Origin of the sequence: Sorangium sp. So ce363 (assembly GCF_051520435.1) — a bacterium.
GTDB lineage: Bacteria > Myxococcota_A > Polyangia > Polyangiales > Polyangiaceae > Sorangium > Sorangium cellulosum_B.
Genome location: NZ_CP150333.1, coordinates 8181318 through 8206178 on the forward strand (window position 1 = coordinate 8181318; position 24861 = coordinate 8206178).

Below are 24861 nucleotides of genomic sequence, written 5' to 3' on the forward strand. Positions count from 1 at the left end.
ACTCAGTCCTTGCTCTCTGCGTGCAGGTCCACAAGGAAGATCACGCTGCGCGCGCGGCGCTCGTCCGCGCCGGCGAGGCACTCGGCCCGCGCCGCGCCCCCGGCGCAGGACGGGGACACGACCTCACGCCGCGTTCCCCCGCCGCTCGCTCGCAGGCGATCGGCCGGGATCCCCCGCGCAACGAGCTCAGCCGCGACGTGCTCCGCGCGGGCCTGGCTGAGCGCTCGGTTCGACGCCTCCGATCCGACGGGATCCGCATAGCCGATCTCGCGGATCTCGGCGGTCATGCCGGCCTCGCGCGCGCGGGCGATCAGCCGCTCGGCAGCGGCCGCGACCTCGTCGAGGCGCGCAGCCTGCTCGCCGGAGAGCCGCGCGGCGCCGCGGCGGAAGAGGAGCTCCATCGCCTCGAGGGATCGCGCCGCCGCGTGCGCGCGGTCGATCGACTCCTGCGCCGTCAGGCCCTCGCCGTCGAACCCCGAGACGCCGGGGAGCACCGTTGCCGACCAGCGCGCGCGCTCGATCCAGCGCTGGGGCGCGACCCCGCTGGCCACGACGGCGCCGCCGCGCAGCGCCAGGGTGACCCCGGGCGGCGGCTCCAGAGCGCGCGCCACCCGGCGCTCGACGATCTGCGGATGGAGCGAATAGAAGGGCTCGAAGCGCAGGATGACCTCCTGGCGCACGGGGCCGCCGCGCTCGAGCACGGCCCTCGGGTCCGCGGCGAGCGGATCGCGAAGGCCCGTGAACACGACCTGGCCGGCGCGCCGCTCCGCCGCGGTGACCAGGAGGCCGGGCTCGCGCCGCAGCGCCTCGCCCCAGGCCTCGACGCGGCGCTGATCCTCCCGCGAGGCGCGCACCGAGAAGACGAGCGCGGTCAAGACGACCGCGGCCAGCAGGGCGGCCGCTATCGACACGGCCCGAGCTCGGCGCGGGACCGGCTGGCGTTGCTGCTGGAGGCAGCGCGAGAGCAGCTCGCGGGCGCCCGAGAACGGCGTCCGATCGCCGCGAAAGCCGACGAGCTCACCGCCGTACGAGAGGTGGACGTGCTCCAGCGTCTCGGACAGGACGAGCCCGTACGCTGGTGGCGCCACGCCGCGCACGATGGACACGAGGAGCGCCGACGGGCCGTGCTCGACCCACCCTGTCAGATCGCCGACGCGGAAGCGCTCCAGCCGCGCGTCGGTCCGGAACGCGTCGTGGGCGAACGCGTCGATGGCGGTGAGCATCGCCGTGACCTGATCGGGATCCCTGTAGGGGATCTCGTCGGCGCTGAGGTGCTCGAGGACGAGCCCCGTCCCGCGGTGGACAAGGAAGAGCTGCTCGGTCCGGTAGACCATCGAGCGGAGCAGCACCACCTCCGCGAAAGGACGCCCCGTGCGGCGCGCCTCGACGCGCCAGCGCACGCTCTGCCAGGACAGGCCGAGGGCGACCGCCTCGTTGAGGCGCTGGATCATCGCCCGGAGAGCGCAGCGCACGGCCTTGCGGATGGCCGGCCCCATGGCGGGGGAGATCGCGTCCGCGAACGACCCCGGGTCCTGGCGCACACGCTCCTGGATCGCGCTGGTGAGGAGCGGCTCCAGCGCCCACGAGAGCGCCTCACCCCTCTTGCGGCTCTCGATCACGGCCTCGGGCAGCGCCCCCGCGACCATCTCGACCATGGACTGGTCCAGCCGCTCCTCGATCCGCTGGATCCGGTGCTGCTCAGGGCCCACGAGCAGGGGGCGGAGGTCTTCGAGCGTCTTTCTCGGCGGAGGCGCCTCGCGGCGCGCTCTCGGCTCTCGCATCGTTCTTCTCCGGACCGCCGCGCACGCTCCGGTGGCCGGAGCGGCGCGGCCGCCTCACGCTGCCTCGTCCGAGCGGCGCTCCGTCTTCTGGTACCGCTCCGACGCCGCGGCCGCCTCGCGCGCCGGCGCGTCCGGCGCGCTCGCGTCGGCGCCGTCGCCCCACACGGCGGCCAGCTCGCGCTCGAGCATCGCGCTCAGCTCGCTCCGCGTGCGCCGGGTCTCGTCGAGGAACGATTTGGACTGATCCAGCAGCTGTTGCCGGAGCTCGCGCTGCGTGCGCGCCACGAGCTCCTCCAGCCGCTGGACCCGCTGCGCGATCAGCTCGAGCGCCTCCCGCGACTCGCGCGCCACGCTGCCGAGCGCGCCGTCGGCGGCCGCGCGCTGGGCCTCGATCGACGCGCTGAGCGCCTCGATCTCCCCGCGCACGTGCGCCTCCAGCGCGTCCAGACGCCGTCGCGCTTCGCTCCGCAGCTCCTCCGCCTGGGCGACGACCTGAGCGTCGGTGTGCGAGAGCCGGCGCGCGAGCTCGCGGAACTGGGTGCCGAACAGGATGTCGCGCACCTGCTCCAGGCTGTTGGTGATCGCGGACTCTGCGTGTCCTGCGGTGGCTTCGTGCTCCGCCCGCCCGCTCGTCCTCATGGTCATGATGAAGCTCCCCTCTCCGTGCGTGCCCCGCGTGTCGCGTTCTGCGAGCCGAGCTCGCTCGTCATCGCGCTCTCGTATCGCTTCGTCGCGCTCGCGACGCCTCACCGAGCTCGCTCCCTTAGGTTTTCTCTTCCGTCTGGACACGATGTCCCTCGCTCATCACGTCGCGCGCTGCGCAACATGGGTCAGCACCCTGGCTGCGGGTAGCCCTCGGGAGAGCCTCCGGGCGGCCGCGGCTCGGCCGGGGAGCCGCTCGGCTGCTCCGAGGCGCCGCGCTGAACAGGAGCTCTCGGAGCCCGGTAAGATGCTCGCATGCGAACTCCGCGATCCTCCCTGGTGGCCGCGGCCTTCCTCGCGGCCTGCGGCGCTCCGGCCGGCGGCGCTCCTTCGGCCAGCGCTCCTTCTGCGAGCGCTCCTTCCGCGAGCGCCGCCGCCTCGGGTTCCAGCTCGCCCCCGGCCGCCCCGCCGCCGCCGGCGCCGCAGGCCGCCGCCCCCGCAGCCGCGACTTCCCCTGCGCCGGCGCCCTGCGGCGCGCTGGGCTGCCTCGCCTTCGATACGCCGGCCCAGGCCTTCGCCCACGTCCTGGAGAGCGGCCCGCGCGTGCTCGCGGTGGGCGAGGCGCACGCACAGCAAGGCTCGGAGGGCATCCCCTCGACGACCCGACGCTTCACGGAGCTCTTCCTGCCGGCGCTCGCCGGCCGCGCCTCCGATCTGATCATCGAGCTCTGGGCCGTGGACCCGCGCTGCAAGAAGGAGCAGGTCGCGCGGGTCGAGACGGAGCAGCGGACGGTCACGCAGGGCCAGGCGGCGCAGAACCAGGACGAGTTCCTCGCGCTCGGCCACGCGGCGAAGCGGCTCGGCATCCGGCCCCACCAGCTCACGCCCTCCTGCCAGGAGGTCGACGCCATCGTGCGCGCGGGGCCGGACGCGGTGACGGCCATGCTCGAGATGATCGCGCGCCAGACGGCCGCCGAGGCGAAGGCGCTGCTCGGCCGCGAGGACGCCGCGGGAAAGATGGTGATCGCCTACGGCGGGGCGCTGCACAACGACGTCGCCCCGCGCCCTGGGCGCGAGCGCTGGAGCTTCGGACCGGAGCTCTCCGCGATCACCGCCGGGAAGTACGTGGAGCTCGATCTCATCGTCCGCGAGTTCATCAAGGAGTCGGAGTCCTGGCGGGCGCTGCCGTGGTATCCCCATTTCGACAGGGAGGAGCACCCGGACAAGGCGGTGCTCTTCAACCCCGCGCCGGGCTCGTACACGCTCATCTTCCCGCGCTCGTCCTGAGCCGGCACCGCCGCGCGGCGCGCCGCGCGCCGCGCGGCGGCTTCAGGGCAGGATGGTGAACGTGACCGGCGCGCCCGGGAAGGGACCGCCGCCCTGCACGATGCGGTTGTTCTCGAACAGCGCGCTGGTCACGCCGACCGTGATCGGCGCACCGGCAGCGCGGAGCTTGTCCCAGGCCGCCGCGTCCGGCGTGTAGCTCAGCTTGGTCGTGAACACCTGGAGCAGCAGCTCGCGCTCCGCCGTCGTGAAGACCAGGAAGTAAGCGCGCCCGTTGATGGGCGTCCCGTGAGCCCAGGCGGCGCGCGCCGGCCCAAGGAGCGCCCCGAGCTCCGCGACGATCGACGCCCCCGGCGCGGCGAGCTCCCGCGCCCCCGGCGCCGCGGCGGCCGCGAGCCGCAGCTCCGGCGCGGCCCGAGGCGCCGTCCGCTGCGCCGCGCCCGCGACGTGGAAGGTCAGCTCCGGCGCGGCGTCGCCGGGGAGCATCGCGCCGTCCTCGGGCGCGTCGAACACCGTGCCCTGCGAGGGATCGTCCTTCGGCTCCACGGCGAGCAGCGCCGCCAGGGCCTCGTCGGTCGCGCCGCCCTCGAAGACGACGTCGGCCAGGGTCGGGTCGGACGCCGTCCCGCTCGACGTGTGGTCGTGGCTGTGACCACACGCCCCGGTGTACATCGCGGCCGACGCGAGCACCGCCAGCGCGGGCACGAGGAGCGCCCGGCTCAGGAAAGGCCTTCGGCTCACGGCGCCTCCGCCCAGGGATCCGCGAAGCGCGGGTCCTTCAGAAACTCGTCGTCCGTCAGGGTTTGCAAGAAGGCGATCACGTCCGCTCTCTCCTCTTCTGTGAGATCGAACCCGCTGATGAGCTCGCTCTTGAACTTGTTCTCGCTGCCCACACCGGCGTTGGGGAGGCCAGCCTCGATCGTGCGCCCTCCGGCGGCGTAATGGTCGAGCACCCCCTCGAGCGTCTCGATGCTGCCGTCATGCATGTACGGCGCCGTGACGGCGATGTTCCGCAGCGTGGGCGCGCGGAACCGGCCCATGTCCGCCTCTTTGTGGGAGATCTCGTAGACTCCCCCGTTGCCCTCCGGGTAAGCGCCGTTCCCGTCCGTGTTGTAGAGCCCCGTGTTGTGGAACATCACCTCCGTGAAGGTGGTGCCGTCGTGCTCCACCGAGTCCGACAGGTTGAAGCCGCCGTGGCAATGGAAGCACTCCAGCTTCTCGGAGAAGAAGAGATCCATCCCGCGCAGCGCCGCATCGGACATCCCGGAGGGGTCGCCGCCGTAACGGTAACGGTCGTAGGGCGCGCGGTAGGAGAGCAGCGACCGCTCGAACGCGGCGATCGCCTTCGTGATGTTCGCGAGGCGGATGGGCTCGTCGTCGCCGGGGAAGGCCTCGGGAAAGAGGTCCTGGTACAGCGGCTCGCCCTGTAGCCGCTCCAGGAGCTCGTCCTCCATGCCGGCGAGCCCGAGCTCGACCGGCGTCTCGCCGAACATGGGCAGGAGCGCTTGCTCCTCGAGCGCTTCGACGAGCGGATTCGCCCAGGTCAGCGTCGTGAGGTAAGCGACGTTGGCCAGGCTCATCGAGCTGCGCGAGTGCAGCTGGCCGGTCGAGCCCTCGGCGTTCGCGAGGTGGTCGGTGAACGCGAGCTCCTGGCGATGGCACGAGCCGCACGAGTACGTGCCGTTGCCGGACAGGCGCACGTCGTAGAACAGCCGCCTGCCGAGCTCGACCTTCGCCGGCGACATCGGGTTGTCCTCGGGGACCTTGGGCACCGGAAAGCCCGTCGGCAGCCCCCACGCATAGGCGCCCGCGCCGCCTCCCCCATCGCCGCCGCCGCCCTGGCCGCCGCCGCCCTCCCCCGTCGATCCGCCCGGGCCATCGTCGTCGCCGCAGGCACAGCAGAGGGCCGCGAGCGCGGCGAGGGCGGAGGAGATCGCCGAGCGGCGGAGAGAGGTCATCGAAGCGAACATCGCCATGGCGCCTAGTCTATCCTGAAGAACGACTGCTGATCGGGGCGCGGCGAGCCGTCGGTGCTGTCGATGCCGAGATGGGTGAAGAGCGGCAGACACTCGGAATCCGACGGATCCGACATACAGCCGGGGATGTCGTCGGCGCTCCCCGACAGGTCGCTGTCCGCGACGAGCGCCGCATAGTCGACGAGCACCTTCGTCGTGAGCGGGTCGATGCCCTCGAAGACGATCTCGGCGACGTTGGGGCGATCACACGCGGTCACCTCGCCGCCCGCGCCGGCGACGCAGCCAGTGCTCCCGATGTGCACGAGGAACGGCTTGTCGTCCTCCGTGGAGACGCTGTCGAGGCGCAGGAACTTGTACCCGTCGTTCCAGCTCCAGAACAGCCCCGTCAGGTTGAGCGGCGACGGCGCGCTCGACGCGTCGCCGTGGTTCAGGTCGAACGGGACGCCCAGCTTGAACGACAGCCCGTCGTAGTCCCCGGCCGGGACCGTCCCGCGCACCACGCCGTTCGTCTCCTCCGTCCCGTTGGCGCAGGTGCCCGATCGGTCCTCGAAATCGAGGAGCACGACGTCCTGGTACTGCCACAGCTCGTCCTGCTCGAGCGAGAGCGGCACCTCCTCGCCGTCCGCGCGGCGCAGGCGCACGTCGTGGATGTAGAGGCGGAAATCGTTCAGCCCCACGTCCGTCGAGGCGCTGCCGACAGCGTACGTCTCGCTGCAGGAGAACACCTCGTCGCGGACGCGGCCTTCGAACTGCAGCTCGACAGCGATCGTCTCAGCCCCGCCGCCCCCCCCGCCGCTCGTCGAGGTCGACGCGCCGTCGACAGGGGTCCCCCCCTCATCGTCGCCGCACGCCATGAGCGCGAGGGCCGCCCCGACCAGCGGGAACCAGAGCCGTGATGCACGAAGACCGGATTCCATGAGCGTCCTCCCGAGGAACGATGCGCGCCACGATAGGCCGCGCCGCCCCTCGCCTGAATGCGACATGTTGTCGCTATCTCGATCCGCCCGAGAGCGCGAGTCGATACGGCGTCGGAAGAGGGCTCGCGGACGGCCCCGGAGCAATCTTCGGCGGCCAGCAGACAGCGACGCCACCGACGAACACACGAACACACGAACGCGCTCGCCGCCTGCGACGTCGACCAAACCGCCGGCGCGCCCGCCGGGCGAGCGTGCGCGTCCGCATGATAACACGAACCGACAAAATCGTGCTACTGGCCAGCCCACCTGTGATTCGCTCCCTGAGCACGGCGCTCCCGCTGCTTCTTGTCATCGCGTCCGCCGCGCCTGCGCGCGCTGGCGACGGTGCCGCACCTGCACGTGCCGGCGACGGCGCCGCGCCTGCGCGCGCCGGCGACAGCGCGGCGCCTGCACGCGCCGGCGCCGCGCCTCCGCCCGCGGCCGGGGCGGCAACGTCGGCGGGCGGCGATGCCTCGGGCGGCGCCGGCGCAGCGGCGCCCGCCTCCGGCGCGGCGGGCGCCGCTGCGCCCGTGTCCGACGCCGCGCCCATCACGGTCGTGGTGCAGGGCGCGGCGCCGCCGCGCAGCGCCTCGGAGTCGGTGCGCGGGCAGGCGGAGATCCGGGCGGCGCCCCACCGGACGGCGAGCGACGTGCTGCAGCTCGTGCCGGGCGTGTTCACCTCCCAGCACAGCGGCGAGTGCAAGGCGCACCAGATCTTCTTCCGCGGCTTCGACGCGGTCCACGGGCAGGACCTCGAGATCTGGGTCGCGGGCGCGCCGGTCAACGAGGTCTCCAACGTCCACGGCCAGGGCTATACCGACCTCCATTTCGTGATGCCGGAGGTGATCGGCGAGCTCCGCGCGCAGCCGGGGTCGTACGACCCGCGCCAGGGCGACTTCGCGGTCGCCGGGACGATGCGCTTCGATCTCGCCTACGGCGAGCCGGGGATCACCGCCACCACCTCCGCGGGCTCGTCCGGCGCGCGCCGGCTCTTCCTCGCTTACCACCCCGAGAACGCGGACGACGCCACGTTCGCGGCCTTCGAGGCGTACGGGACCGACGGCTTCGGGCCCGCCCGCGCCGCCGGCCGGGCCTCGCTCGTCGCGCAGGCCGTCTACCGGCCGGTCGCCGGCGTCTCCGCCCGGGTGATGGCGTCGGCGTTCGCCTCCCGCTGCGGCTCCGCCGGCGTCCTGCGCCTCTGCGACATCGAGTCGGGCAAGGTCGACCGCTTCGCCTCGTACGATCCCGATCAGGGCGGCGACTCGTCGCGCGCGCAGCTCGTCGTCGATCTGCGCGGCTCGGGCGACGGCGCCGCCCGCGGGGAGGGCCTCTCGCTCACGCCGTTCGTCGTGCTGCGCGCGCTCCGGCTGCGCTCGAACTTCACCGGGTACCTCGCGGACCCCACGAACGGCGACGCCACCCAGCAGCTCAACGAGGCGATCACGGCGGGCGCCACCGCGTCGTACCGGCTCACCTTCCCGCTGCTCTCCGACCGCGACACGTTCGAGGCGGGCGTCGTCGCGCGCACCGACTGGATCGAGCAGTCGCAGCGGCGCCTCGCGGCCGTCGACGACAGGCCGACCGCCACGCTCGTCGACGCGAAGGTCCGCGCGACCGACATCGCCGGCTACCTCGACGCGTCGATCCGGCCGGCGCGGCGGATCACGCTGCGCGGCGGTCTGCGCGCCGACGGCCTCGCGTACCAGGTCGTCGACAATGGCGGTCAGGGGGCCCAGGCGCGCAGCGCGCAGGGCGTCCACGTGGGCGGCAAGGGCACGGTCGACGTGGCGCTGTTCCCCGGGCTCCGCGCGCTCGCCAGCGTGGGCCAGGGGTTCCGCTCGCCCCAGGCGCGGCAGCCTCGGCGACGGCGAGCGGACCCCCTTCACGCGGGTGCTCTCCGCCGAGGCCGGGCTCCGCTACGCCGACGAGCTCGTGCGGGCGTCGGCGGCGCTGTTCCACACGCGCCTCAGCGAGGATCTCGTCTTCGACGAGGCGACCGCCCGCAACGAGCCCGTGCCCGCCACGGCCCGCACCGGGGTGGCCCTCGACGCGGTGGCGCACCCGGCGCCGTGGCTCGTGTCGAGCGTCGGCCTGACGTACACCCGGGCCGCCTTCACCGCGTCCGGGGGGCGCTACGCGGCGGGCGATCTCCTCCCCTTCGTGCCCCAGGTCGTCGCCCGCGCCGATCTCGCGGTGACGCCGCGCCTCGGCGCGCTCTTCGGCCGGCGCCTCGAGGCCCGCGCCGGCGCGGGCGTGACGCTGCTCCACGGCCGCCCGCTGCCGTTCGGAGAGCTCGGCCACGACGCGCTCGTCACCGATATGACGGCGCACGTCCGCTACCACCGCGTCGAGCTCGGGCTCGACGTCTACAACCTCCTCGACGCGGCGTGGTTCGACGGCGAGTTCGTCTACCCCTCGAGCTTCACCCGCGGCGCGGCGCCCGACCTCCTCCCCGCGCGGCACGTGACGGTCGGCGCCCCGCGCAGCTTCCTCGCTTCGCTCTCCCTCTACATCGGCTGAGGTCCTCGATGACATCCACCACCGCACAGACCCGATCCCGCCGGCGCGCCGCCCTCGCCGCGTCGGGGCGCCTCGCCGCGGCGCTCGCCGCGGACGCGCTCGCCGCCGGGTGCGGCGCCGCAGGCGACGACGCGACCTCCGGCAAGCGCCTGACCCTGGCGACGCAGATCGCGCCCGACGCCGCGTCGGCCGCGCCGTTCACGAACGCGCTCGGCTGGACCATCACGCTGTCGAAGGCGCACCTGGCGATCGGGTCGCTCCACTACTTCGAAGGGGCCCCGTTCACGGCGCGGCGGCCTTCGCCGGGCGGCGGCCCCTCGCTGCTGGATCGGCTCGCCCGGTGGGCCGTGCCCGAGGCGCACGCGCACCCGGGCCACTATCAGACCGGCGAGGCGAGGGGCCAGATGACGCAGCCGACGTCGGTCGACCTGCTGCAGGGGACGACGGCGCTCGCGGACGCGGACGCCGTGAGCGGCGTCGCGCGATCCGCGCGCTTCACGTTCGGCGCGCCGCCCTCGGGCCCGCTCGCCGCGGCGCTCGACGGGCACGTCGTCGCCGTGGAGGGCCGCGCCGAGAAGGGCGACCTCGCGCGGGTGTTCCGCGCGCGCGCGCTGGTCGCCGACGTCGCCGACGACACGACCGGCGAGCCGTCGGTGGAGGGGTGCGTCTTCGAGGAGGTCTTCCTCGACGGGCCCGGCGCCGTCACGCTCGTCGTGAAGCCGGCGGTCTGGCTCGATCAAGTCGACTTCGAGGCCGTCGCCGCGAGCGAGGACGGCGCGCCGGTCGACCTCGAGCCCGAGAGCCAGGCCCAGCGCGGCTTCACGCGGGGACTCAAGAAGGGCACGGCCTACGCGCTCTCGTTTGCGCCCGGCTCCCCGGAGGAGAAGGAATGAGGATGAGGACCACGAAGGGACTGTGGGTGGCGGCGGCGCTCGCCGCGACGGCGCTCGCCGGCTGCGGCGAAGGCGAGCCTGGGGCCGGGAGCGTGGCGTTCTCGACGTGGGGAGAGGAGTACATCGAGCAGGAGATCCCGGCCGCCGATCTCGCGGACGGCTGGAGCATCCAGTACGAGAAGTTCCTGTTCGTCGTCCGGAACGTCACCGTCGCCGATCGCGAGGGGAACGTCGGAGCGCGCATGCAGGGCTCGATCCTGTTCGACCACACGAAGGCCGGCGCGAAGCCGGTGGTGACCTTCGACGACCTCGAGGCGAAGCCCTGGGAGGCCGTCTCCTACGAGATCGGCCCGGTGGACGCGGACACCGCGCTCGAGGGCGCGACGGAGGAGGACAAGGCGCTCATGCTCGCGGCGGGAGCGTCCGTGCACATCGAGGCGATCGCGCGGAAGAGCGACGGCGGCGGTGAGGTCGAGAAGCGCCTCGACTGGACCTTCTCGCTCGCGACGCGCTACGCCGACTGCAAGGGTGAGAAGGCCGGCAAGGAGACCGACGGCGTCCTCGTCACGAACGGCGGCACCGACGACGTGGAGCTCACCATCCACGGCGACCACTTCTTCTACGACGACCTCCAGGCCGCGACCGCCGCGCGCCGGTTCGCGCCCATCGCCGCCGCGGACGCCGACGACGACGGGGCCGTCACCCTGGAGGAGCTCGCCGCGGTGCGCCTCGTCGAGATCAAGGAGGGCCCCTACGGGACGGGCAGCGCCGGAAACATCAATGATCTCGGGGCGTTCGTCGCGGCGCTCTCGCGCACGATCGGGCACTTCCGCGGCGAGGGAGAGTGCGTCTCCGGAGACCCGTGACGGGGCCGGCCGCGCGCTCACCCGCGGCGATCACTCGATCCCGACGGTCGTCGTGACGTCCTGGAGCTCGCTCCCGTCGAACGCCGGCACCCGCGCGGAGCCGAGCAGCATCTGCACGCAGCTCCCGGCCGGGGTCATCGCGACCTGCGGCTCGATCGCGATGCGCTGCACGGCGCCCGCGGGGTTGAAGAACACCCGCGCCGTCACCGCCCTCGGCCCCGCCTTGCCCTTGCAGTGGATCCGCGCGGTGGCGCCCTTCGCTTGCAGCGCCGCGTGGGCCGCGCCGCGATCGAACGGCCTCGGCGCGCTCGGCTGCGCCGCTGCGATCGCCGTCGCCGCCGGCGCGGTGCCTTCGCGCGTGGGGCGCGGGGACCTCGGCGCGGGCGCCGGCGCCGGAGCGTCGCGAGGGCCAGGCGACGGCTGCCGCTCGCCCGCGCCGTTCGCGTCGCCCGCCAGCGCCGGCGAGCGCGCGTCGCCGCCGCGGCCTGGGCTGACCACAGTCGGGTGCGCCGGCACCGGCAGGCGCTGCACCAGCCGGACGTCGCTCTGCGCGCGGCCGGCGTAAAAGGCCATCGCCGCCATCGCGAAGCCACTGGCCAGGCCGCACGCGAGGAGCAGCGGCCCCCGCCGCGCGGGCCTGGGAGGGGCCTCCGGCGGCGCGCTGCTCGCCAGGACGGGCGCGGGCGTCACCGGGGGGCGCGCGCCGGCGGGCGACGACGGCGCGCGCTGCGCGTCCGAGGCCATCTCGGTCGGTCCGGTCATCGACAGGCGCGAGGCAGGCCCCGCCGGGGTGAGCGCCGCCGCGGCGCTGAACGGCACCACCGAGATCGCGCCGCCGGCGGCGCGCACGCTGCGCGGGTCGAGCGGATCGACGAAGAGCGCCGGGCCGAGCGCGTCGAAGGCCTCGTGCGCCGTCTGGAAGCGCCGCGACGGCTCCCTCGCGACGCAGCGCGCGAACCAGGCGTCGAACGGGTGCACGATGCAGCCGGCGCGCCCGAGCGCGGTCGCGCGCACCGACGCCGGGTCGATCGGCTCGAAGAGGATCTCGCGGAGCAGCACCGGCATCGCGGTGCCCATCGGGTCGTTCGCGGCGCGCCAGTACATGCGCCCGGTGAGCAGCGCGAACGCGATCAGCCCGAGCGCCCACACGTCGGTCGCCGGCGAGATCTGCCCGCGCGGGTCGGACTGCTCGGGCGCCATCCAGAGGGGCGTGCCGAGCGACGCGGTCGCCATCGTGCTCGCCTCCGCGGCGATCTTCGCGATGCCGAAGTCGAGGACCTTGACCGACCAGCGCGCCGTCGCGCTCTGCGTCTTCGCGAGGAACACGTTCTGCGGCTTCATGTCCCGGTGGACCACGCCCGCCCGGTGGGCGGCGCCGAGCGCGTGGCAGACCTGCCGGAAGATCTCGTGCACGTCCTGCGGCGAGAGCAGCCCGCTGCGCCTCATCCGCTGCGAGAGATCCTCCCCCTCGAGCAGCTCCATCGCGAGCCAGGGCACGCCGCTGGCCGTGTCCACGCCGGCGCCGATCACCTGCACGACGTGATCGCTCTCCACCAGCGCGCCGACGCGCGCCTCCTGCTCGAAGCGCTCGCGCAGCCGGGCGTCCGCGCAGAGCTGCGGGTGCATGAGCTTGAGCGCCCGCAGCTTGCCAGTGCTCGCCTGCTCGGCGATGTACACGGCGCCCATGCCCCCGGCGCTGAGGGGCCGAACGATCCGGAACTCGCCGAAGAGCATCCCGACCGCCGGCTGGAACGGCGCGACCATGGCGGGCGATGCTAGCATGGTGGCCGTCGCGGGGGTGTCGGGGCTCACGGGCGCGGCGCACGGCGCGTCTCGCTGCCTCGCTGCCTCGCTGCCTCGTTATGCGTGCGCGCCGTCGGCGCTGCCTGCGCTGCGCGCGCGCGGCGGGAGCGACGCGACGAGGCGCTCGATCCCGATCCGGCCCGCGACGAGCGCGCCCGTCGCCGCCGCGCGGAGCGCGTCGCCCGCCGGCTGGGCTCTGCCGGCGAAGTGCCGGACGCCGAAGCGCAGGAACGACGGCTCGCCGAGGAGGTAACGCTCGACGCGCTCCCGCGGCGCGCCGTAGAAGGCGCGCATCACCCGGCGCCGGAAGCGCAGGTCGAGGCCCAGCAGCGATCGCTCGACGCGCCGGCCCCAGTCGTGGAACCCGAGCTCGCGGGCGTCGAGCTTCTCGGCGAGGTACTCGCCCGCGAGGGCCCCGTACGCGATCGCCTGGGCGATCCCCTCTCCCAGCATCGGATCGATGCCCGCGGCCTCGCCGACGAGCAGGGCGGCGGGCCGCGCGATCACGGCCCGCCGGTCGAGGCCTCGCTCGGCGAAGCGCTTTCGCCGGTAGCGGTCCGGGTCGAGGCCGAGCGCCTCGAGCCTGCTCCGGAGCACGCGCTCGGCGTCGGGCGCGGGGCGCGCCACGCCGAGCGCGCCCTCGTGCAGCACGTAGGCCCCCCGGCAGACGAGCTCGCGCCCGCCGACGATCGTGGGGAAGTCCCACAGATAGCCGGCGAACGAGCGGTCCCGCATCTCGAAGTGCAGGAGGTCGCGCGCCCGGTCCGCCGCGACGGGCTCGGTGTCGACCTCGACGGCCTGCGCGCGCAGCCTGCCGAACGGCAGCCCCATCGCGCGGCGGACGACGCTGCCGACGCCGTCCGCGCCGACGACGACGCGGCCGTCGAACACCCCGGCCGAGCTCTCGACGCGGGCGCCGTCCTCGCTCAGCGCGGCGCCGGTCACCCGCGCCCCCTCCACGATCCGGACGCCCCGCGCCCGCGCGGCGAGCGCGAGCGCGCGATCGAACTCGGCGCGCCGGACGACGCGGCCGATGTTGCCCTCGCGGAGCGCGACCTCGCCCGCCTGGAAGGCCGCGCTGATGCCGTGCACCACGACCGAGGGCACGTCGATCGTCACCCCGATCGACGAGAGCGCCCTGTCCGCTCGCTCGCCGAGGCCGCCTGCGCAGGACTTGTCCCGCGGGTAGCGCTCCTTTTCGAGCACCACGATCCTGTCGGCGAGGGCCGGGCGATGGTGGGCGAGGAAGAGCGCCGTGCTCACGCCCGCCGGCCCGCCTCCGACGATCACGACTTCATGCGCCGCCATGCGGGGGCCGCTCTAGCACGGCGCCCCCGTCGGCGGGCTCGCCGGACGCTCACCGCCGCTCGTACAGGGGCACCAGCGTCCGGTAGGGGAAGAGGTACACGCTCTTCCCCGCGAGGTCCGGGTGGTTCGCGGCCAGCTCGCGGATCTCGTTCAGGACCGCATAACGCTCCTGCAGGGGGAGCGCCGAGATGTAGCTGATCGACGCGACGCGCTCGAGGAGCCCATCGAGGTCGAGCTCCTGCGTATGGGTGAACTCGTGCTCTCCGAGCGGCGCGAAGAGGCGGGAGTCGGAGAACGTCCGGCGCCAGGCGCCGAACCTGTGTATCGGAGCATCCCGGCCGTGGCGGTCGAGGATGTGGGAGATGCGGGCGACCCAGTCGACGCGCTCGTCGCGCAGGTTGAAGAGCAGGGAGAGGCGCCCTCTCGGCCGGAGCACGCGGTGGATCTCGGCGAGCGCGAGATCACCGTGAAACCAGTGGAACGACTGCGCGGCGACCGCGGCGTCGACCGATGTCTCGGGCAAGGGGATGGCCTCGGCGACCCCATCGAGCGGAATGGCGGACGGGACCATCTGGCCCAGCTTGCGGCGCATCCCCTCGACCGGCTCGAGCGCGAGCAGCCGCGCGCCCGTGGGCACCAGGAGGCGCGTGAGCTTGCCGGTGCCGGCGCCGAGATCGAGCACCGTGCTCGTCGCGTCGATGCGGAGCGTGTCGCGCAGGAGCTCGATCGCGCCGCGCGGGTAGTCCGGGCGCCCCTTCTCGTAAGCATCCGCTGCAGTCGCGTAGCCCTGTGCAGCGAGGCGATGGAGAGTCATGGCCTGCATCCGCTCCGAGTTAAGGAGGATCTCGCGCAGCGCCGGAGGGACCACCCACCCCGACGGCCCGTCGAGAGAGGCTACGCAACCGGGAGCCGCGTTGGAAGCGGGTTGTCGCTCAAAATGCGCATCACGTTCTCGCGAAGCACCTTGGCGATCACTCGCTCGCTCAAGCCAGCTCGCAGCAGCGCATCCGTCAAGAGCGGAAGATGGGCCGCATCACGCAGCTCACGAGTGGGAATAATGAAACCGTCCCAATCGGATCCGAGCGCTGGCGTGTCCTCGCCGGCAACGTTGATGATGTGCACGAGGTGCTTGACGACGGGCGCGAGCCCGTTTCCGCCGAGATAGAGCGGACAAAAGATGATCCCGGCGCACCCGCCGCGATCGGCGAGCGCGCGGAGCTGGTCGTCATCGATGTTGCGCCAGTGATCGAACGCGCCGGCGATACCCGTGTGGCTGACCATGGGTGGGCGGCGAGCGAGCGCGCATGCATCGAGGAAGCCTGCCCGGTTGATGTGCGCGAGATCGACGATGACGCCGAGGTCCTCGGCGAGGCGCACGACGTCGCGGCCGAAGGCGGTGAGGCCTTCACCATCCCTGCGGCCGCTGCCGTAGGCGGGATAACACGCCTCGTTGGCGCTGAAGTGGCAGAGCCCGAGGTAGCGCACGCCGCGCCGCGCGAAGCGAGCGAGGGTGTCGAGATCGCCTTCGAGCGCGTGCGCCCCCTCGACGCCGAGCAGCGCCGCGACGGCGCCGCGGGCCCTCGCCGCCTCGATGTCCTCGGCCGTGAGCGCCTTCACGAGGCGGCCGGGCCGCGCGCGGACGGCCTGCTCCAGCAGATCGATCTGCTCCTCGACGACGGCGGCGAGCCCGCGCCGCTGCCCGATGGGCAGCGAGACCAGCCCGAAGAACTGCGCGCCGACGCCGCCCTCGCGGAGCCGCGGGACGTCGACGTGCCCGCCGAGGGCGGCGAGCGGCAGCGGCGGCTCGTGCCGCGCCTGCAGATCGTAACCGACCCAGCGCGCCCACATGAGGCTGTCGGCGTGGAGATCGATGGCGGGGTACTGCGCGTGCAGGGCGCGGGCTTCGGGTGTTCCGTGCATGGAGGGAAGGCTAGTCGACCCGAGGCGGCCGGTCGCGCGCCGAGCGACGAGGGCTCAGGGGCTCGCCAGCTTGAGGCCGACGATGGACACAACGAGCAGCGCGAGGAAACCGAGCCTCGCGGCCGTGGCGGGCTCGCCGAACAGGAGGATGCCCGCGATCGCCGCCCCGAACGCGCCGATGCCGACCCAGACGGCGTACGCCGTGCCGATGGGCAAGGTCCGCGAGGCGCTCTCGAGGAGCGCGATGCTCGTGATGATCGCGCCGACCGTGAGCGCCGTTGGCAACGGGCGCGTGAAGCCGTGTGTGTACTTGAGACCGATAGCCCAGCAGACCTCGAGCAGACCTGCCAGGAGCAACGCCAGCCAGGACATGACGACTCTCCTCGTGATGCGGCGGCGTCGTCTTATCCTGACCGGGTACGGCGCGTCTCGTCCGGGACGCTCTGTCTGAAGGAGCGCCGCGGGGAACCTAGCAGCGGCGACGGCCTGCGCAACAGGCAGGCCAGCCGGCGCCGCGTCGCGAGGCCGCACCGTCGCCGCCGCTCCCGCGCCGCTCCGCTGCGCGGAGCGGCGCGGTGTGCTGGACCACGCCGCGGCCTCTCGATCGCGCTCTCCTGGAGCTCGCTACTCGATCTGCTCCTCGATTTCCCCCTCGTCCGGGAGCATCGAGAAGCTGCCCCCCGCCTGGCGGATCAGCGCGGCGGCGAGCTCGTTGATGTACTCCTCGATCGCGGTGTATCCGGACGGCATCACCTTGGTGTGGTCGCTCGCGTTCGATGAGCTGAGGCCGTGCGCCCGCTCCCACGCGTCCGCCATGCCGTCGCGGTCGGCGTCTGCAGGGGCCGTCCCCGGGCTGAGCCCGTCCATCAGGTTGCTCACGTAGCGGGCGCCCCACGAGCCGTCGCGGCGCTCCATGTTCTTGAAGACGCCCTTCGTCACCACGTCGCGCGGCAGCGAGCCCGCCTGCGCGACGACGAGCCGAGCCGCGTCCTGCGCGCGTTGCGTCGTCACCGGGATGTACCCCGGGACATCCCGCGTGAAATTGAACTGCGTCGCCGAGCGGTACGACTCCGCCTTGTTGAGCTTGCTGAAGCTCGGGTGGAGGTACGGCTGCTTCCAGGGGTTCTCGACGGTGCCCGTGAACTTCCCGGGATCGTCGATGTAGTTGTCGCCGAGGAAGTACTTGAGCCCTGCGCCGGCGCTGCCGTCGAAGTAGAACGGGATCAGCTGATCGCTCGGCCCCTTGATGTAGGTGTTGCCCACGATGTTGAACCGGCCGCTCGCCCGGTTGTGGTGCACGAACCCGTGCCTCACGTTGTAGGCCACGTTGTTGCGGATGTCGGCCGGGCCGTTCGCGACGGCGGGGCAACGCGCCTTGTGATGGGCGAACAGGTTGTGGTGGAGCGTGATCCGGTGGCCATCAGGGCCGTTGATGAGACCGTAATTATGCATCCCCTCTGGATGCCCCGTGGTCGACGACGACTCGATGGTGGACCACTGGACCGTGACGTCATCTGCCTCATAGAGGTCCACGGTCTCGTCGACGCCCCAGGCGATCGACATGTGATCGAGGATCACCTTCGAGTTCCGCGAGATCTGCGCTGCGTCGAACTGCTCTCCGGCCGAGCCGTTGTACACGGGCCGGACTCGCAAGAACCGTGCAATGATGTTGTTGACCGCGGTGGAGTACCTGGCGGTCAAGCGACCGCGGATGGTGATGCCCGCGCCGGGGGCCGTCTGGCCCGCGATCGTCACGTCGCCGTTCCGGATGACGACATCCCCTTCGATCACGCCGCTCACGTCGAAGACGATGATGCGAGGCCCGCTGGCGTCGAGGGCCGCCTGGAGGCTCCCCGACCCGCTCGTGCGCAGGTTGGTGACCTTGATGACGCGCCCGCCGCGCCCGCCGGTCGCGACGGCGCCAAAGCCCTCTGCCCCCGGAAACGACGGGAGCGCGCTGGCTGGAGCCGATATCGCCGTGAGCGCAGAAACCGCGGCGATCGCGCAACCGAAGCGGCGGAGCCCCTGTGCGCCAATGGAAGAGCAAGTAGGAAGGAATGCCATGTGTCTCGTTCCCCTTTCGTACGTATCAGGCGCCGAACAAGACCGGATCGAACAAGGAAGCCCAGGGTGGGCGCGGCGCTAGGCGCGACGATGTGCCCTGATGAAGCAGGGCGACGCGGAGCAGCGACGCGCTGGGCCCGCCCTCGGCTGCCTGGTGCAGGAGGTCTTGAGCGGCGCTCTTAACCGCAAGCCGTACTGTGATGACCCTACAGGAATCGATTCATCGATGGCAATCATCAATTGCCCATCTGTGCGACAGGGCACATCAAAATCGACGTGAAAATTCCATATCGCCAGATGAAGCGATGCTGGTTATCCTGCACGAGCAGCGCACGAGCGGGCTCATGACATCGCGAGTTCCCATCACGGCGTGCTGGCAGGATCTGCGGGATCGCTGCACGCGTCCTGCTCGTCGCCGTCGAGGAAGCCATCGGCGTCGCGGTCGAGCGCGATGCGCTCCCCGGAGCCCGGCGGCGCGCAGGTGAACGTCAGCCGGGCGCCGTCGCCCCCGACGAGCGCCCGGAGCGCGGCGTCGGACACGAGCGGGCTCGCGCGACGATCGGCCACGAGCTGGCCCGCGCCGACATAGAGATAACCGACCGCTCGATCGGCGATCCGTCCCTTCACCACGAGATCACACTCGCCGGCGTCGGCGCGCGACATCAAGCGATCGACGCGCGGGCCGACCGCCGCGGCGCTGTTCCGGGTCAGCGTCGCCTGCTGGCCGACGATCGGCGCCAGGTTGCTGTCGAAGGCCAGCACGAACGCCTCGAGGTCGCGCCGGGCCACGTCCCCCGCGGGCGTCTCCGGGATGCCCCCGGGCGCAAACTGCGTCGAGAACCCGAGCGCGTGGTGGAATCGAAACAGGGTATCCACGCTCCCGTCGTGGATGAAGCCGAAGCCGCGGACCTGATCCCCGGTGAAGCCGTTGTCGCCAGGGACGAACCCGAACGCCGCGGGGAAGCCGAACTTCCCTACCTTCTGGTAGGCATTGCGGAGGTGCGGCACCTTGAAGAGCTGCGGCTCGAGCGCGAAGCCCGACAGCCCCGCGGTGCCGAAGAGCCCGGCCTCCGGATCGAGGACATGGCACTCGACGCACCGCTTGCCGTTGATATCCACCGTGGACAGGAAGGCGTCGTATCCCCTCTGCTGCTCGGTGTTCAGCGAGCTGTCGAGGGCGCGGATGGGGTTCGGCGGATACGTGATCTGGAGGACGAAGTCCGTGAACGCCTCCATGTCGGCGTCGGGGATGGGCTCGTGGCGCCCGAGGAGATCGATGAAGCCAGCCTGGAACTTCTTGAACGCGGCGCGCTCATCGAAGAGGTCGCCGTCCGGCAGCGCCGAGGTGGCGTCGCGCTCGGCCGTGCGGTCCGCGCGCCAGTGCATGGGGCCGTGGTTCGCCATCCCCCGCAGGCTCTGGACGGAAGCAACGAATTCCCATGTTCCCCCCAATGCGTCAGACAGACCGGCTCCGTTCCGGCGGGACCGAGAGCCGCTCACCCGCGCGAGGCGCCGGCGGAGACCCCTCGGAAAACGCTGCGTTGGCGCGCGGCGGCCCCGTCCCATGCCGAGAGAAGACGGAAGGACGCAAGGATCAAACTTATCATGAAACAGCTGAGATGGCTCGACGTCGCGGAAAGGCGTCACCTCGATTCCGCACGATTTCAACTGGTGCGTTCGGGGCATGCGGGGCGACATGCGCAGGCGATTGCTGGTCTTTCTGATCTGGTTCCGGGCAATCGCCCATCAAGACCGAGCCTGACCGGTCGATCGGACCTTCTGGGCATGAGGCGTCGGCGACGATCAGAGCTCGACGGGCAGGCGGACGCCCACGAATCCGAGGCAGAGATCCCACGTGAAGAGCCGAACGAACGAGACACCGAGGCGCCTACGATTGACCGGCTCGAACCTCGGCCTCACGTCTCCCTCACATCTCTTTCACGTCCCCCTTGGCGCGCTGACCGCCTCTCGCTCCGGCTTTCTCGCTCCGGCGCCGGGTCGACTATGCCAGACGCAACTCACGGATCCTGCGCTGAAGCGCCCGCTTGGAGACCATGAGGCGCTCCACCATCGCGTCGATGTGTCCACCGCACTCCGCGTAGCAGCGGGCGACCTCGTCGGGCGCAAGATGGCTCGCCTGGCGGACCTGCGGGCAGCTCTCCACGAGCGCATAGAGCGATGTCCGCGAGATCCCGAGCTGCTCGGCAGCGGCCTTGAAATCCCACCGGCTCCGGCGGAGCGCGTCGATCAGCTCCTCTTCCCGCACGTCGGAGGGCTTGCGCCAGCCGGCGCCCTTCCCCGAGATCGCCCGCGCCGCCGTGGCGGTCTCCGGCCGCGCCGATCTCGCCGCAGCCGCGCGATCGCCGTCGGCGTGGCTCCGCTGCTCCGGGGCTGCCCGCTGGAGCAGGTGCTCGAGCGCCGGCGCCCCCTCCAGACGCGCCGCGCCCTGGCTCCCCACGACCAGCTGCCGCGCCACGTTCCGGAGCTGACGGATGTTCCCCGGCCAGTCGTACCGCGCGAGCCGGGCCACCACGGACGCCGGCAACCACGGGGCGCCGTCGGGCCGCGGCGTGTCGAGCCGATGCGCGTCGCCCGAGGCCGTCAGCTCCTCGCGCAGGAAGTGAAGGAGCAGGCGCCCGAGATCGTCTCGGCGATCGCGGAGCGGAGGGAGCGCGATCTCGTAGCCGGCCAGGCGGTGGAGCAGCGGAGCGCGAAAAGCCCCCTCGGCCACCTTGGCCTCCAGATCGGCGTCCGTGGCGGTGATCAGCCGAATGCGCGTCTTCTTCGGCTGCTGGGCGCCCACCGCCTGGATCTCGCCCGTCTCGAGGGCCCTGAGGAGCATCGCCTGCACGTCGGGCGGCGCTTCGCCGATCTCGTCGAGGAAGAGCGTCCCGCCCTCGGCCGAGCCGAAGTAACCGGGACGGTCGCGCAGGGCGCCGGTATAGGATCCGCGCTCGGCGCCGAAGAGCTCCGCGGCCGCCAGCAACGGAGGGATCGCCGCCATGTTGACGGCCACGAAGGGCTGATTGCGCCGATTGCCGGCCTGGTGGATCGCCCTCGCGACGAGCTCCTTTCCGGTGCCCGTCTCGCCGCGGAGGAGCACCGCAGTTCCGAGGTCGGCGACGCGGCGGATATGCCACCGCGTCCGCTCCAGAAGGTCGCTATCGCCAACCAGACCGAGGTGCTCCCCCGGCTCCCGCGGGGACGGATCGACCATGTGGAGCAGCAGGACGACGCGACTGGCAAGCTCGATAACGACCCCCCGCGTCACCTCGTCGAGCGAGAAATCGCGGCTCCCCTCCAGCGGGGCGCCATCCACCGCGACGTGGGAGCCGCGCTCCGCCGCGTCCAGCCGGATCCGGTCGTCGGGCAGCGCGATGATGCGCAGGGGTTTGCGGCTCAGGTGGGTATCCCCGAGCGGCGCATCGCCGATCGCCCCCGGTGGACCGAAGTACGGCTCCATTCTCGACAGCGCGACCGCATCGCGAAGCGCGAGGTCGGCGAGGACGGCGCGCTCACCGATGCGCTCGAGACGAGGATGGTAAAGGACGGACAGGGACGGAGCGAGGCGTGTGCATGCCCGCCGTGAGGGGCTCGTATCGGGGTGCAGCGTCGTCGCGTTCGCGATCGTGGTGAGCCCTGTTCGCTCGGTCACCATGGGGTGGGAGAATACGCGCCCACCGAAAAGACTTGCAAGCTCAGCGGAGCCGGCGTTCGGTTCCTCCACGCTCCTCCACGCTCCTCCACGCTCCTCCACGCCATGCGCGACGCGCACATTCGAGCACACCGAACCGCTTTGGCGCCGTCGTCGCCTGGGCGCGGACACAGTAACGCCAGTTGACACGATGTGCGCTCGCGCGTAGTAGTTTTCCTTTGTGAAGGGCCAAACGGTCGGCGGGAGATACGCGCTGCTGCGTGAGATCGGCCGCGGCGGCATGGGCATCGTCTGGGAGGCCTTCGATCAGATGCTCCGCCGGCCGGTGGCGCTGAAGCGGATGATGCCCGAGAACGTCGTCTCATTCGACGCAAGGCGCAACTTCGAGCAGGAGGCGACGACCGTCGCCCGTCTCCGCAACGAGCACATCGTCCAAGTCCACGACTACGGAATCGATGAGGGTTCTCCCTATATCGTCATGGAGCTGCTCGAGGGGGAAGACCTCGAGAGCCGGCTTCGCCGCACGCGCCAGCTCCCGGCGGCGGCCGTGCTGTCATTGCTCCGGCAGCTCAGCTCGGGCCTCGAGGCAGCGAGCGCAGCAGGCATTGTCCACTGTGATCTCAAGCCCGCGAACATCTTTCTCGCCCGGGGTGCGTCCGGCGAGTCCGTGAAGATCCTCGATTTCGGGGTGGGGTGGCGGCTGTTCGATGCGCGTGACTGGAGCGGCACGCGCATCGGAACCCCCGCGTACATGAGCCCGGAGCAGGTCCGCGGCGCCGTTCCCCACCCCCTGGCCGATCTCTGGTCGCTCGGCGTCATTGCGTACCGCGCGCTCACCGGCCGATTTCCGTTCTCGATAGAAAATCTGCCAGGGCTCATCATCAGCATCTGCACTGACCCGTTCCCGCCGCCGTCATCGCTCGACGCCGCCCTGCTCCCCGGCTTCGATCGATTCTTCGAGCGCGCCCTGGCAAAGGACCGGACCCGGAGATTCCAGTCGTCCCGCGAGCTCATCACGGCGTTCGCCGCGGTGTGTGACGCGGGGAGCAAGCCCGCCAAGATCCTCATCGTCGATGACGAGCCCGACATGCAGCTTCTGCTGAAGATGCATTTTCGGCAGAACAAGAAGAGCTCCGCCTACGAGCTCATCTTCGCCGACAACGGCCAGCACGCCCTCGAGGAGCTCCGGCGACACCCGGACATCGATGTCGTCGTCGCCGACATCAACATGCCCGTCATGGACGGGATCACCCTGCTCGAGCACATCCCCGAGGTGAACCCGCTCGCGAGGACGGTGATCGTCTCCGCGTACGGCGACATGACCAACATCCGTCGCGCCATGAACCGGGGGGCGTTCGACTTCCTGTTCAAGCCGCTCGATTTCGCCGACCTCGAGACCACGCTGGAGAAGTCCCTCCGCTCCGCGGAGCAGCAGCGACAGAAAGCCCAGGCGAACGAGGAGAACGATATCCTGCGGAAGTTCACGAACGCGGCCCTGGTGGAGCGGCTCCGGGCGCTCGGGCCCGCGGGCGCAGCCGCGAGCGAGGCGCTGGAGGCGACCGTCGCGTTCGTCGATGTCTTCCGGTTCACCCGCGTGGCGCAGGAGAGGCCGCCCGCCGAGGCCACGCGGCTTCTCAACGCCAACTTCGAGGTGATCGTCCCGGAGCTCCTGGCGCAGGGAGGCATCGTGGACAAATTCGTGGGCGACGCCGTCATGGCGGTGTTCCACGGGCCGGAGCACCTCGACCGGGCGCTCTCGGCATGCGTCGCCGTACGCGAGCAGCTCGAGACGGTCGCTCGGCGTACGGGGAACGATTCGCCTTACGCTCACGGGGTATGCGCGGGCGTCTCGACCGGCAGCGTCCTGGCGGCGGAGGTCGGCTCGCACGCGTGCGCGCGGCTCGGCTACACGGTGCTCGGGCAGGCAGTGAACGCCGCCTCCCACCTCGCGCGCGCAGCGCTGTCCGGGGAGATCCTCGTCGACGAGGCGGTCTGCCGGGCCGCCCGGCAGGAGTTCAAGTTCGAGAGCGCCGGCGCGCGGAGCATCTGGCCCAGGGCCGAATCGACGACCGTCTACAGGGTGGCGGGGCGCGACGTGATGCGGCCGCTGCTCGAGGGGGAGCAGACGGTCCAGATCTCCCTGGAGCCCAGGCCGGCGTAGGCGCCGCGCTGACATCGTGTCGGCCGGCAGGGCGCCGCACGGCACCGGCACGGCGCCGAGACCTCGGCCGGCACGCCCGCCGACACGTCGGCCGACACGTCGGCCGACAGTTTGCCGCACGCGCTCGACGGAACGCCCGCGGCCGCCGTCACATCCCGGCCTGGAAACGCCCGCATCCCCGCACGTCGGCTGGGCGGCGGACATGCACGCACGGCTGGTACGCGCCGTGCAATTCCCATTCGCAGACGGTTCGGTTCCATCCCGAATGTCTTTCTTGACTGGATCGAGCGGCTCGGAGCAGGCGGTTCTTTCCAGCGAGCGACGGCCCCTGAGGACTCGCAGAGCACGCGATTCACCGGGCCGCGCGCGCCTGCTGCGACGCGCGAAGCGCCCTTCAACTACACCACGCGAGGGAATAACGACCATGTCCACAGAGACAACGAATTATCCGCCCGGCGTCCTGTCATTGCTCTATCACCTGAGGTACGCGGGCCTCACCGTGAACCCAGACAAGAACAAAGTGCTGAAAGACTTTCGCCTGAGCGCCACCGAGAAGAAGGTGTTCAACAAGTGCGGCGACATGGGGCACCCCGACGACGACTGCGTCGCGAACGTCCTCTACCTCACGAAGGATGAGGTCAACGAGAGGCTCTTCAAGAACACGAGCGACGAGGCGCCCGCCCCGTCGGCGAGCGGCGTGGCACGCAAGCCGGGTCTCCTGTCCTTCCTTTATCATCTGGTGCACACCGCGGAGGTCTACAATCGCTTCCACCCCGACGATGAAGCGCGCAAGAACGAATCCAGAAGCTCGTTGATGAGCGAGTTCAAGCTGAGCGAGCGGCAGAAGAAGAAGCTCGACAGCCACATCGCAAGGGGCCCGTCCGACGACGGTTCGCTCGAGGCCCTGCTGGATCTCGCCGTTCCCGAGCTCAATGGCGACGCCTGGTACAAGGCCTGGTGAGCGGGTAGCCTCGGGCGCTGCTCGAAGGCCGACCGCGGCAGTCGGTGGTCATCACGCGGGCACGGCCCGGC

The 24861-nt window shown here is 71.7% G+C and carries 19 protein-coding genes, 1 pseudogene and 1 riboswitch; of the genes and pseudogenes, 7 read left to right on the forward strand and 13 right to left on the reverse strand.

All coding sequences use genetic code 11. From position 1 onward, the window contains the following. Nucleotides 1-2: 2 nt before the first annotated feature. Both WMF12_RS30690 and WMF12_RS30695 read right to left on the reverse strand, forming a co-directional pair. Nucleotides 3-1781 carry an OmpA family protein gene (locus tag WMF12_RS30690; protein ID WP_437851105.1) on the reverse strand — a complete coding sequence of 593 codons (1779 nt, stop codon included), beginning with the start codon at nt 1779-1781 and terminating at the stop codon, nt 3-5. A 54-nt stretch (nt 1782-1835) separates the two neighbouring features. Then, nucleotides 1836-2426, reverse strand: a complete 591-nt coding sequence (locus tag WMF12_RS30695; RefSeq protein WP_437851107.1) for a hypothetical protein — start codon at nt 2424-2426, stop codon at nt 1836-1838. Between the two features lie 312 nt (nt 2427-2738). Here WMF12_RS30695 and WMF12_RS30700 point away from each other — a divergent pair, with 312 nt between their 5' ends. After that, a complete protein-coding gene (locus tag WMF12_RS30700; RefSeq protein WP_437851109.1) occupies nt 2739-3710 on the forward strand; it encodes a hypothetical protein in 972 nt (323 codons plus the stop codon). Nucleotides 3711-3752: 42 nt separating this feature from the next. On the opposite strand, the gene WMF12_RS30705 is transcribed toward WMF12_RS30700, so the two are convergent. From WMF12_RS30705 to WMF12_RS30715, 3 genes are read right to left on the reverse strand one after another with little or no spacing between them, the layout of a single operon-like run. Further along, nucleotides 3753-4448, reverse strand: a complete 696-nt coding sequence (locus WMF12_RS30705) for a hypothetical protein (RefSeq protein ID WP_437851111.1) — start codon at nt 4446-4448, stop codon at nt 3753-3755. Beyond that, a complete protein-coding gene (locus tag WMF12_RS30710) occupies nt 4445-5683 on the reverse strand; it encodes an MbnH family di-heme enzyme (RefSeq protein ID WP_437851112.1) in 1239 nt (412 codons plus the stop codon). The genes WMF12_RS30705 and WMF12_RS30710 overlap by 4 nt, the downstream gene beginning before the upstream one ends. A gap of 5 nt (nt 5684-5688) precedes the next feature. Then, entirely contained in the window at nt 5689-6600 is a 912-nt protein-coding gene (locus WMF12_RS30715; protein ID WP_437851114.1) for an MbnP family copper-binding protein, read from the reverse strand. A 263-nt stretch (nt 6601-6863) separates the two neighbouring features. Between WMF12_RS30715 and WMF12_RS30720 the strand changes: the two are divergent. From WMF12_RS30720 to WMF12_RS30735, 4 genes and pseudogenes are all read left to right on the forward strand, one after another. After that, nucleotides 6864-7493, forward strand: a pseudogene (locus WMF12_RS30720) (TonB-dependent receptor plug domain-containing protein); the annotation flags it as partial. Nucleotides 7494-8529: 1036 nt separating this feature from the next. Next, nucleotides 8530-9159, forward strand: a complete 630-nt coding sequence (locus WMF12_RS30725; protein ID WP_437873908.1) for a TonB-dependent receptor domain-containing protein — start codon at nt 8530-8532, stop codon at nt 9157-9159. A gap of 8 nt (nt 9160-9167) precedes the next feature. Then, nucleotides 9168-10052, forward strand: coding sequence for a hypothetical protein (locus WMF12_RS30730; RefSeq protein ID WP_437873909.1), 885 nt, complete (start codon nt 9168-9170; stop codon nt 10050-10052). 2 nt (nt 10053-10054) lie between these two features. Then, nucleotides 10055-10918, forward strand: a complete 864-nt coding sequence (locus tag WMF12_RS30735) for a hypothetical protein (RefSeq protein ID WP_437851116.1) — start codon at nt 10055-10057, stop codon at nt 10916-10918. A 30-nt stretch (nt 10919-10948) separates the two neighbouring features. Here the strand turns inward: WMF12_RS30735 and WMF12_RS30740 are convergent, their stop codons facing one another. The 8 genes from WMF12_RS30740 to WMF12_RS30775 all read right to left on the reverse strand — a co-directional run bounded on the left by WMF12_RS30740 (nt 10949) and on the right by WMF12_RS30775 (nt 21740). Further along, the gene (locus WMF12_RS30740; protein WP_437851118.1) at nt 10949-12682 is read right to left on the reverse strand and encodes a serine/threonine-protein kinase; all 1734 of its coding nucleotides are present in this window, start codon (nt 12680-12682) and stop codon (nt 10949-10951) included. Between the two features lie 96 nt (nt 12683-12778). Further along, nucleotides 12779-14029 carry an NAD(P)/FAD-dependent oxidoreductase gene (locus tag WMF12_RS30745; protein ID WP_437851120.1) on the reverse strand — a complete coding sequence of 417 codons (1251 nt, stop codon included), beginning with the start codon at nt 14027-14029 and terminating at the stop codon, nt 12779-12781. Nucleotides 14030-14078: 49 nt separating this feature from the next. Continuing rightward, a complete protein-coding gene (locus WMF12_RS30750) occupies nt 14079-14843 on the reverse strand; it encodes a class I SAM-dependent methyltransferase (protein WP_437740223.1) in 765 nt (254 codons plus the stop codon). 80 nt (nt 14844-14923) lie between these two features. Then, nucleotides 14924-15949 (reverse strand): dipeptidase, encoded by a 1026-nt coding sequence (locus WMF12_RS30755; protein WP_437740224.1) that lies wholly within the window; start codon nt 15947-15949, stop codon nt 14924-14926. 54 nt (nt 15950-16003) lie between these two features. Further along, a complete protein-coding gene (gene sugE / locus WMF12_RS30760) occupies nt 16004-16321 on the reverse strand; it encodes a quaternary ammonium compound efflux SMR transporter SugE (RefSeq protein WP_437740225.1) in 318 nt (105 codons plus the stop codon). 21 nt (nt 16322-16342) lie between these two features. Next, a riboswitch (guanidine-III (ykkC-III) riboswitch) is annotated at nt 16343-16411 on the reverse strand. A gap of 162 nt (nt 16412-16573) precedes the next feature. Beyond that, the gene (locus WMF12_RS30765) at nt 16574-18013 is read right to left on the reverse strand and encodes a pectate lyase family protein (protein ID WP_437851122.1); all 1440 of its coding nucleotides are present in this window, start codon (nt 18011-18013) and stop codon (nt 16574-16576) included. A 363-nt stretch (nt 18014-18376) separates the two neighbouring features. Then, nucleotides 18377-19417, reverse strand: coding sequence for a hypothetical protein (locus WMF12_RS30770; protein WP_437851123.1), 1041 nt, complete (start codon nt 19415-19417; stop codon nt 18377-18379). 598 nt (nt 19418-20015) lie between these two features. Beyond that, a complete protein-coding gene (locus WMF12_RS30775) occupies nt 20016-21740 on the reverse strand; it encodes a sigma 54-interacting transcriptional regulator (protein ID WP_437851125.1) in 1725 nt (574 codons plus the stop codon). A 148-nt stretch (nt 21741-21888) separates the two neighbouring features. Here WMF12_RS30775 and WMF12_RS30780 point away from each other — a divergent pair, with 148 nt between their 5' ends. Further along, nucleotides 21889-23829 carry a protein kinase domain-containing protein gene (locus WMF12_RS30780; RefSeq protein ID WP_437851127.1) on the forward strand — a complete coding sequence of 647 codons (1941 nt, stop codon included), beginning with the start codon at nt 21889-21891 and terminating at the stop codon, nt 23827-23829. Between the two features lie 424 nt (nt 23830-24253). Next, the gene (locus WMF12_RS30785; RefSeq protein ID WP_437740230.1) at nt 24254-24790 is read left to right on the forward strand and encodes a hypothetical protein; all 537 of its coding nucleotides are present in this window, start codon (nt 24254-24256) and stop codon (nt 24788-24790) included. The last annotated feature ends 71 nt before the right edge of the window (nt 24791-24861 follow it).

Excerpts from the sequence above, each read along its gene's own strand:
- WMF12_RS30755 (WP_437740224.1), bottom strand. The coding sequence starts at position 15,949 with ATGCACGGAACACCCGAAGCCCGCGCCCTGCACGCGCAGTACCCCGCC.
- WMF12_RS30700 (WP_437851109.1), top strand. The coding sequence starts at position 2,739 with ATGCGAACTCCGCGATCCTCCCTGGTGGCCGCGGCCTTCCTCGCGGCC.
- WMF12_RS30750 (WP_437740223.1), bottom strand. The coding sequence starts at position 14,843 with ATGACTCTCCATCGCCTCGCTGCACAGGGCTACGCGACTGCAGCGGAT.
- WMF12_RS30730 (WP_437873909.1), top strand. The coding sequence starts at position 9,168 with ATGACATCCACCACCGCACAGACCCGATCCCGCCGGCGCGCCGCCCTC.
- WMF12_RS30715 (WP_437851114.1), bottom strand. The coding sequence starts at position 6,600 with ATGGAATCCGGTCTTCGTGCATCACGGCTCTGGTTCCCGCTGGTCGGG.
- WMF12_RS30770 (WP_437851123.1), bottom strand. The coding sequence starts at position 19,417 with ATGGCGAACCACGGCCCCATGCACTGGCGCGCGGACCGCACGGCCGAG.
- sugE (WP_437740225.1), bottom strand. The coding sequence starts at position 16,321 with ATGTCCTGGCTGGCGTTGCTCCTGGCAGGTCTGCTCGAGGTCTGCTGG.
- WMF12_RS30785 (WP_437740230.1), top strand. The coding sequence starts at position 24,254 with ATGTCCACAGAGACAACGAATTATCCGCCCGGCGTCCTGTCATTGCTC.
- WMF12_RS30765 (WP_437851122.1), bottom strand. The coding sequence starts at position 18,013 with ATGGCATTCCTTCCTACTTGCTCTTCCATTGGCGCACAGGGGCTCCGC.
- WMF12_RS30745 (WP_437851120.1), bottom strand. The coding sequence starts at position 14,029 with ATGGCGGCGCATGAAGTCGTGATCGTCGGAGGCGGGCCGGCGGGCGTG.
- WMF12_RS30710 (WP_437851112.1), bottom strand. The coding sequence starts at position 5,683 with ATGGCGATGTTCGCTTCGATGACCTCTCTCCGCCGCTCGGCGATCTCC.
- WMF12_RS30695 (WP_437851107.1), bottom strand. The coding sequence starts at position 2,426 with ATGACCATGAGGACGAGCGGGCGGGCGGAGCACGAAGCCACCGCAGGA.
- WMF12_RS30740 (WP_437851118.1), bottom strand. The coding sequence starts at position 12,682 with ATGGTCGCGCCGTTCCAGCCGGCGGTCGGGATGCTCTTCGGCGAGTTC.
- WMF12_RS30690 (WP_437851105.1), bottom strand. The coding sequence starts at position 1,781 with ATGCGAGAGCCGAGAGCGCGCCGCGAGGCGCCTCCGCCGAGAAAGACG.
- WMF12_RS30735 (WP_437851116.1), top strand. The coding sequence starts at position 10,055 with ATGAGGACCACGAAGGGACTGTGGGTGGCGGCGGCGCTCGCCGCGACG.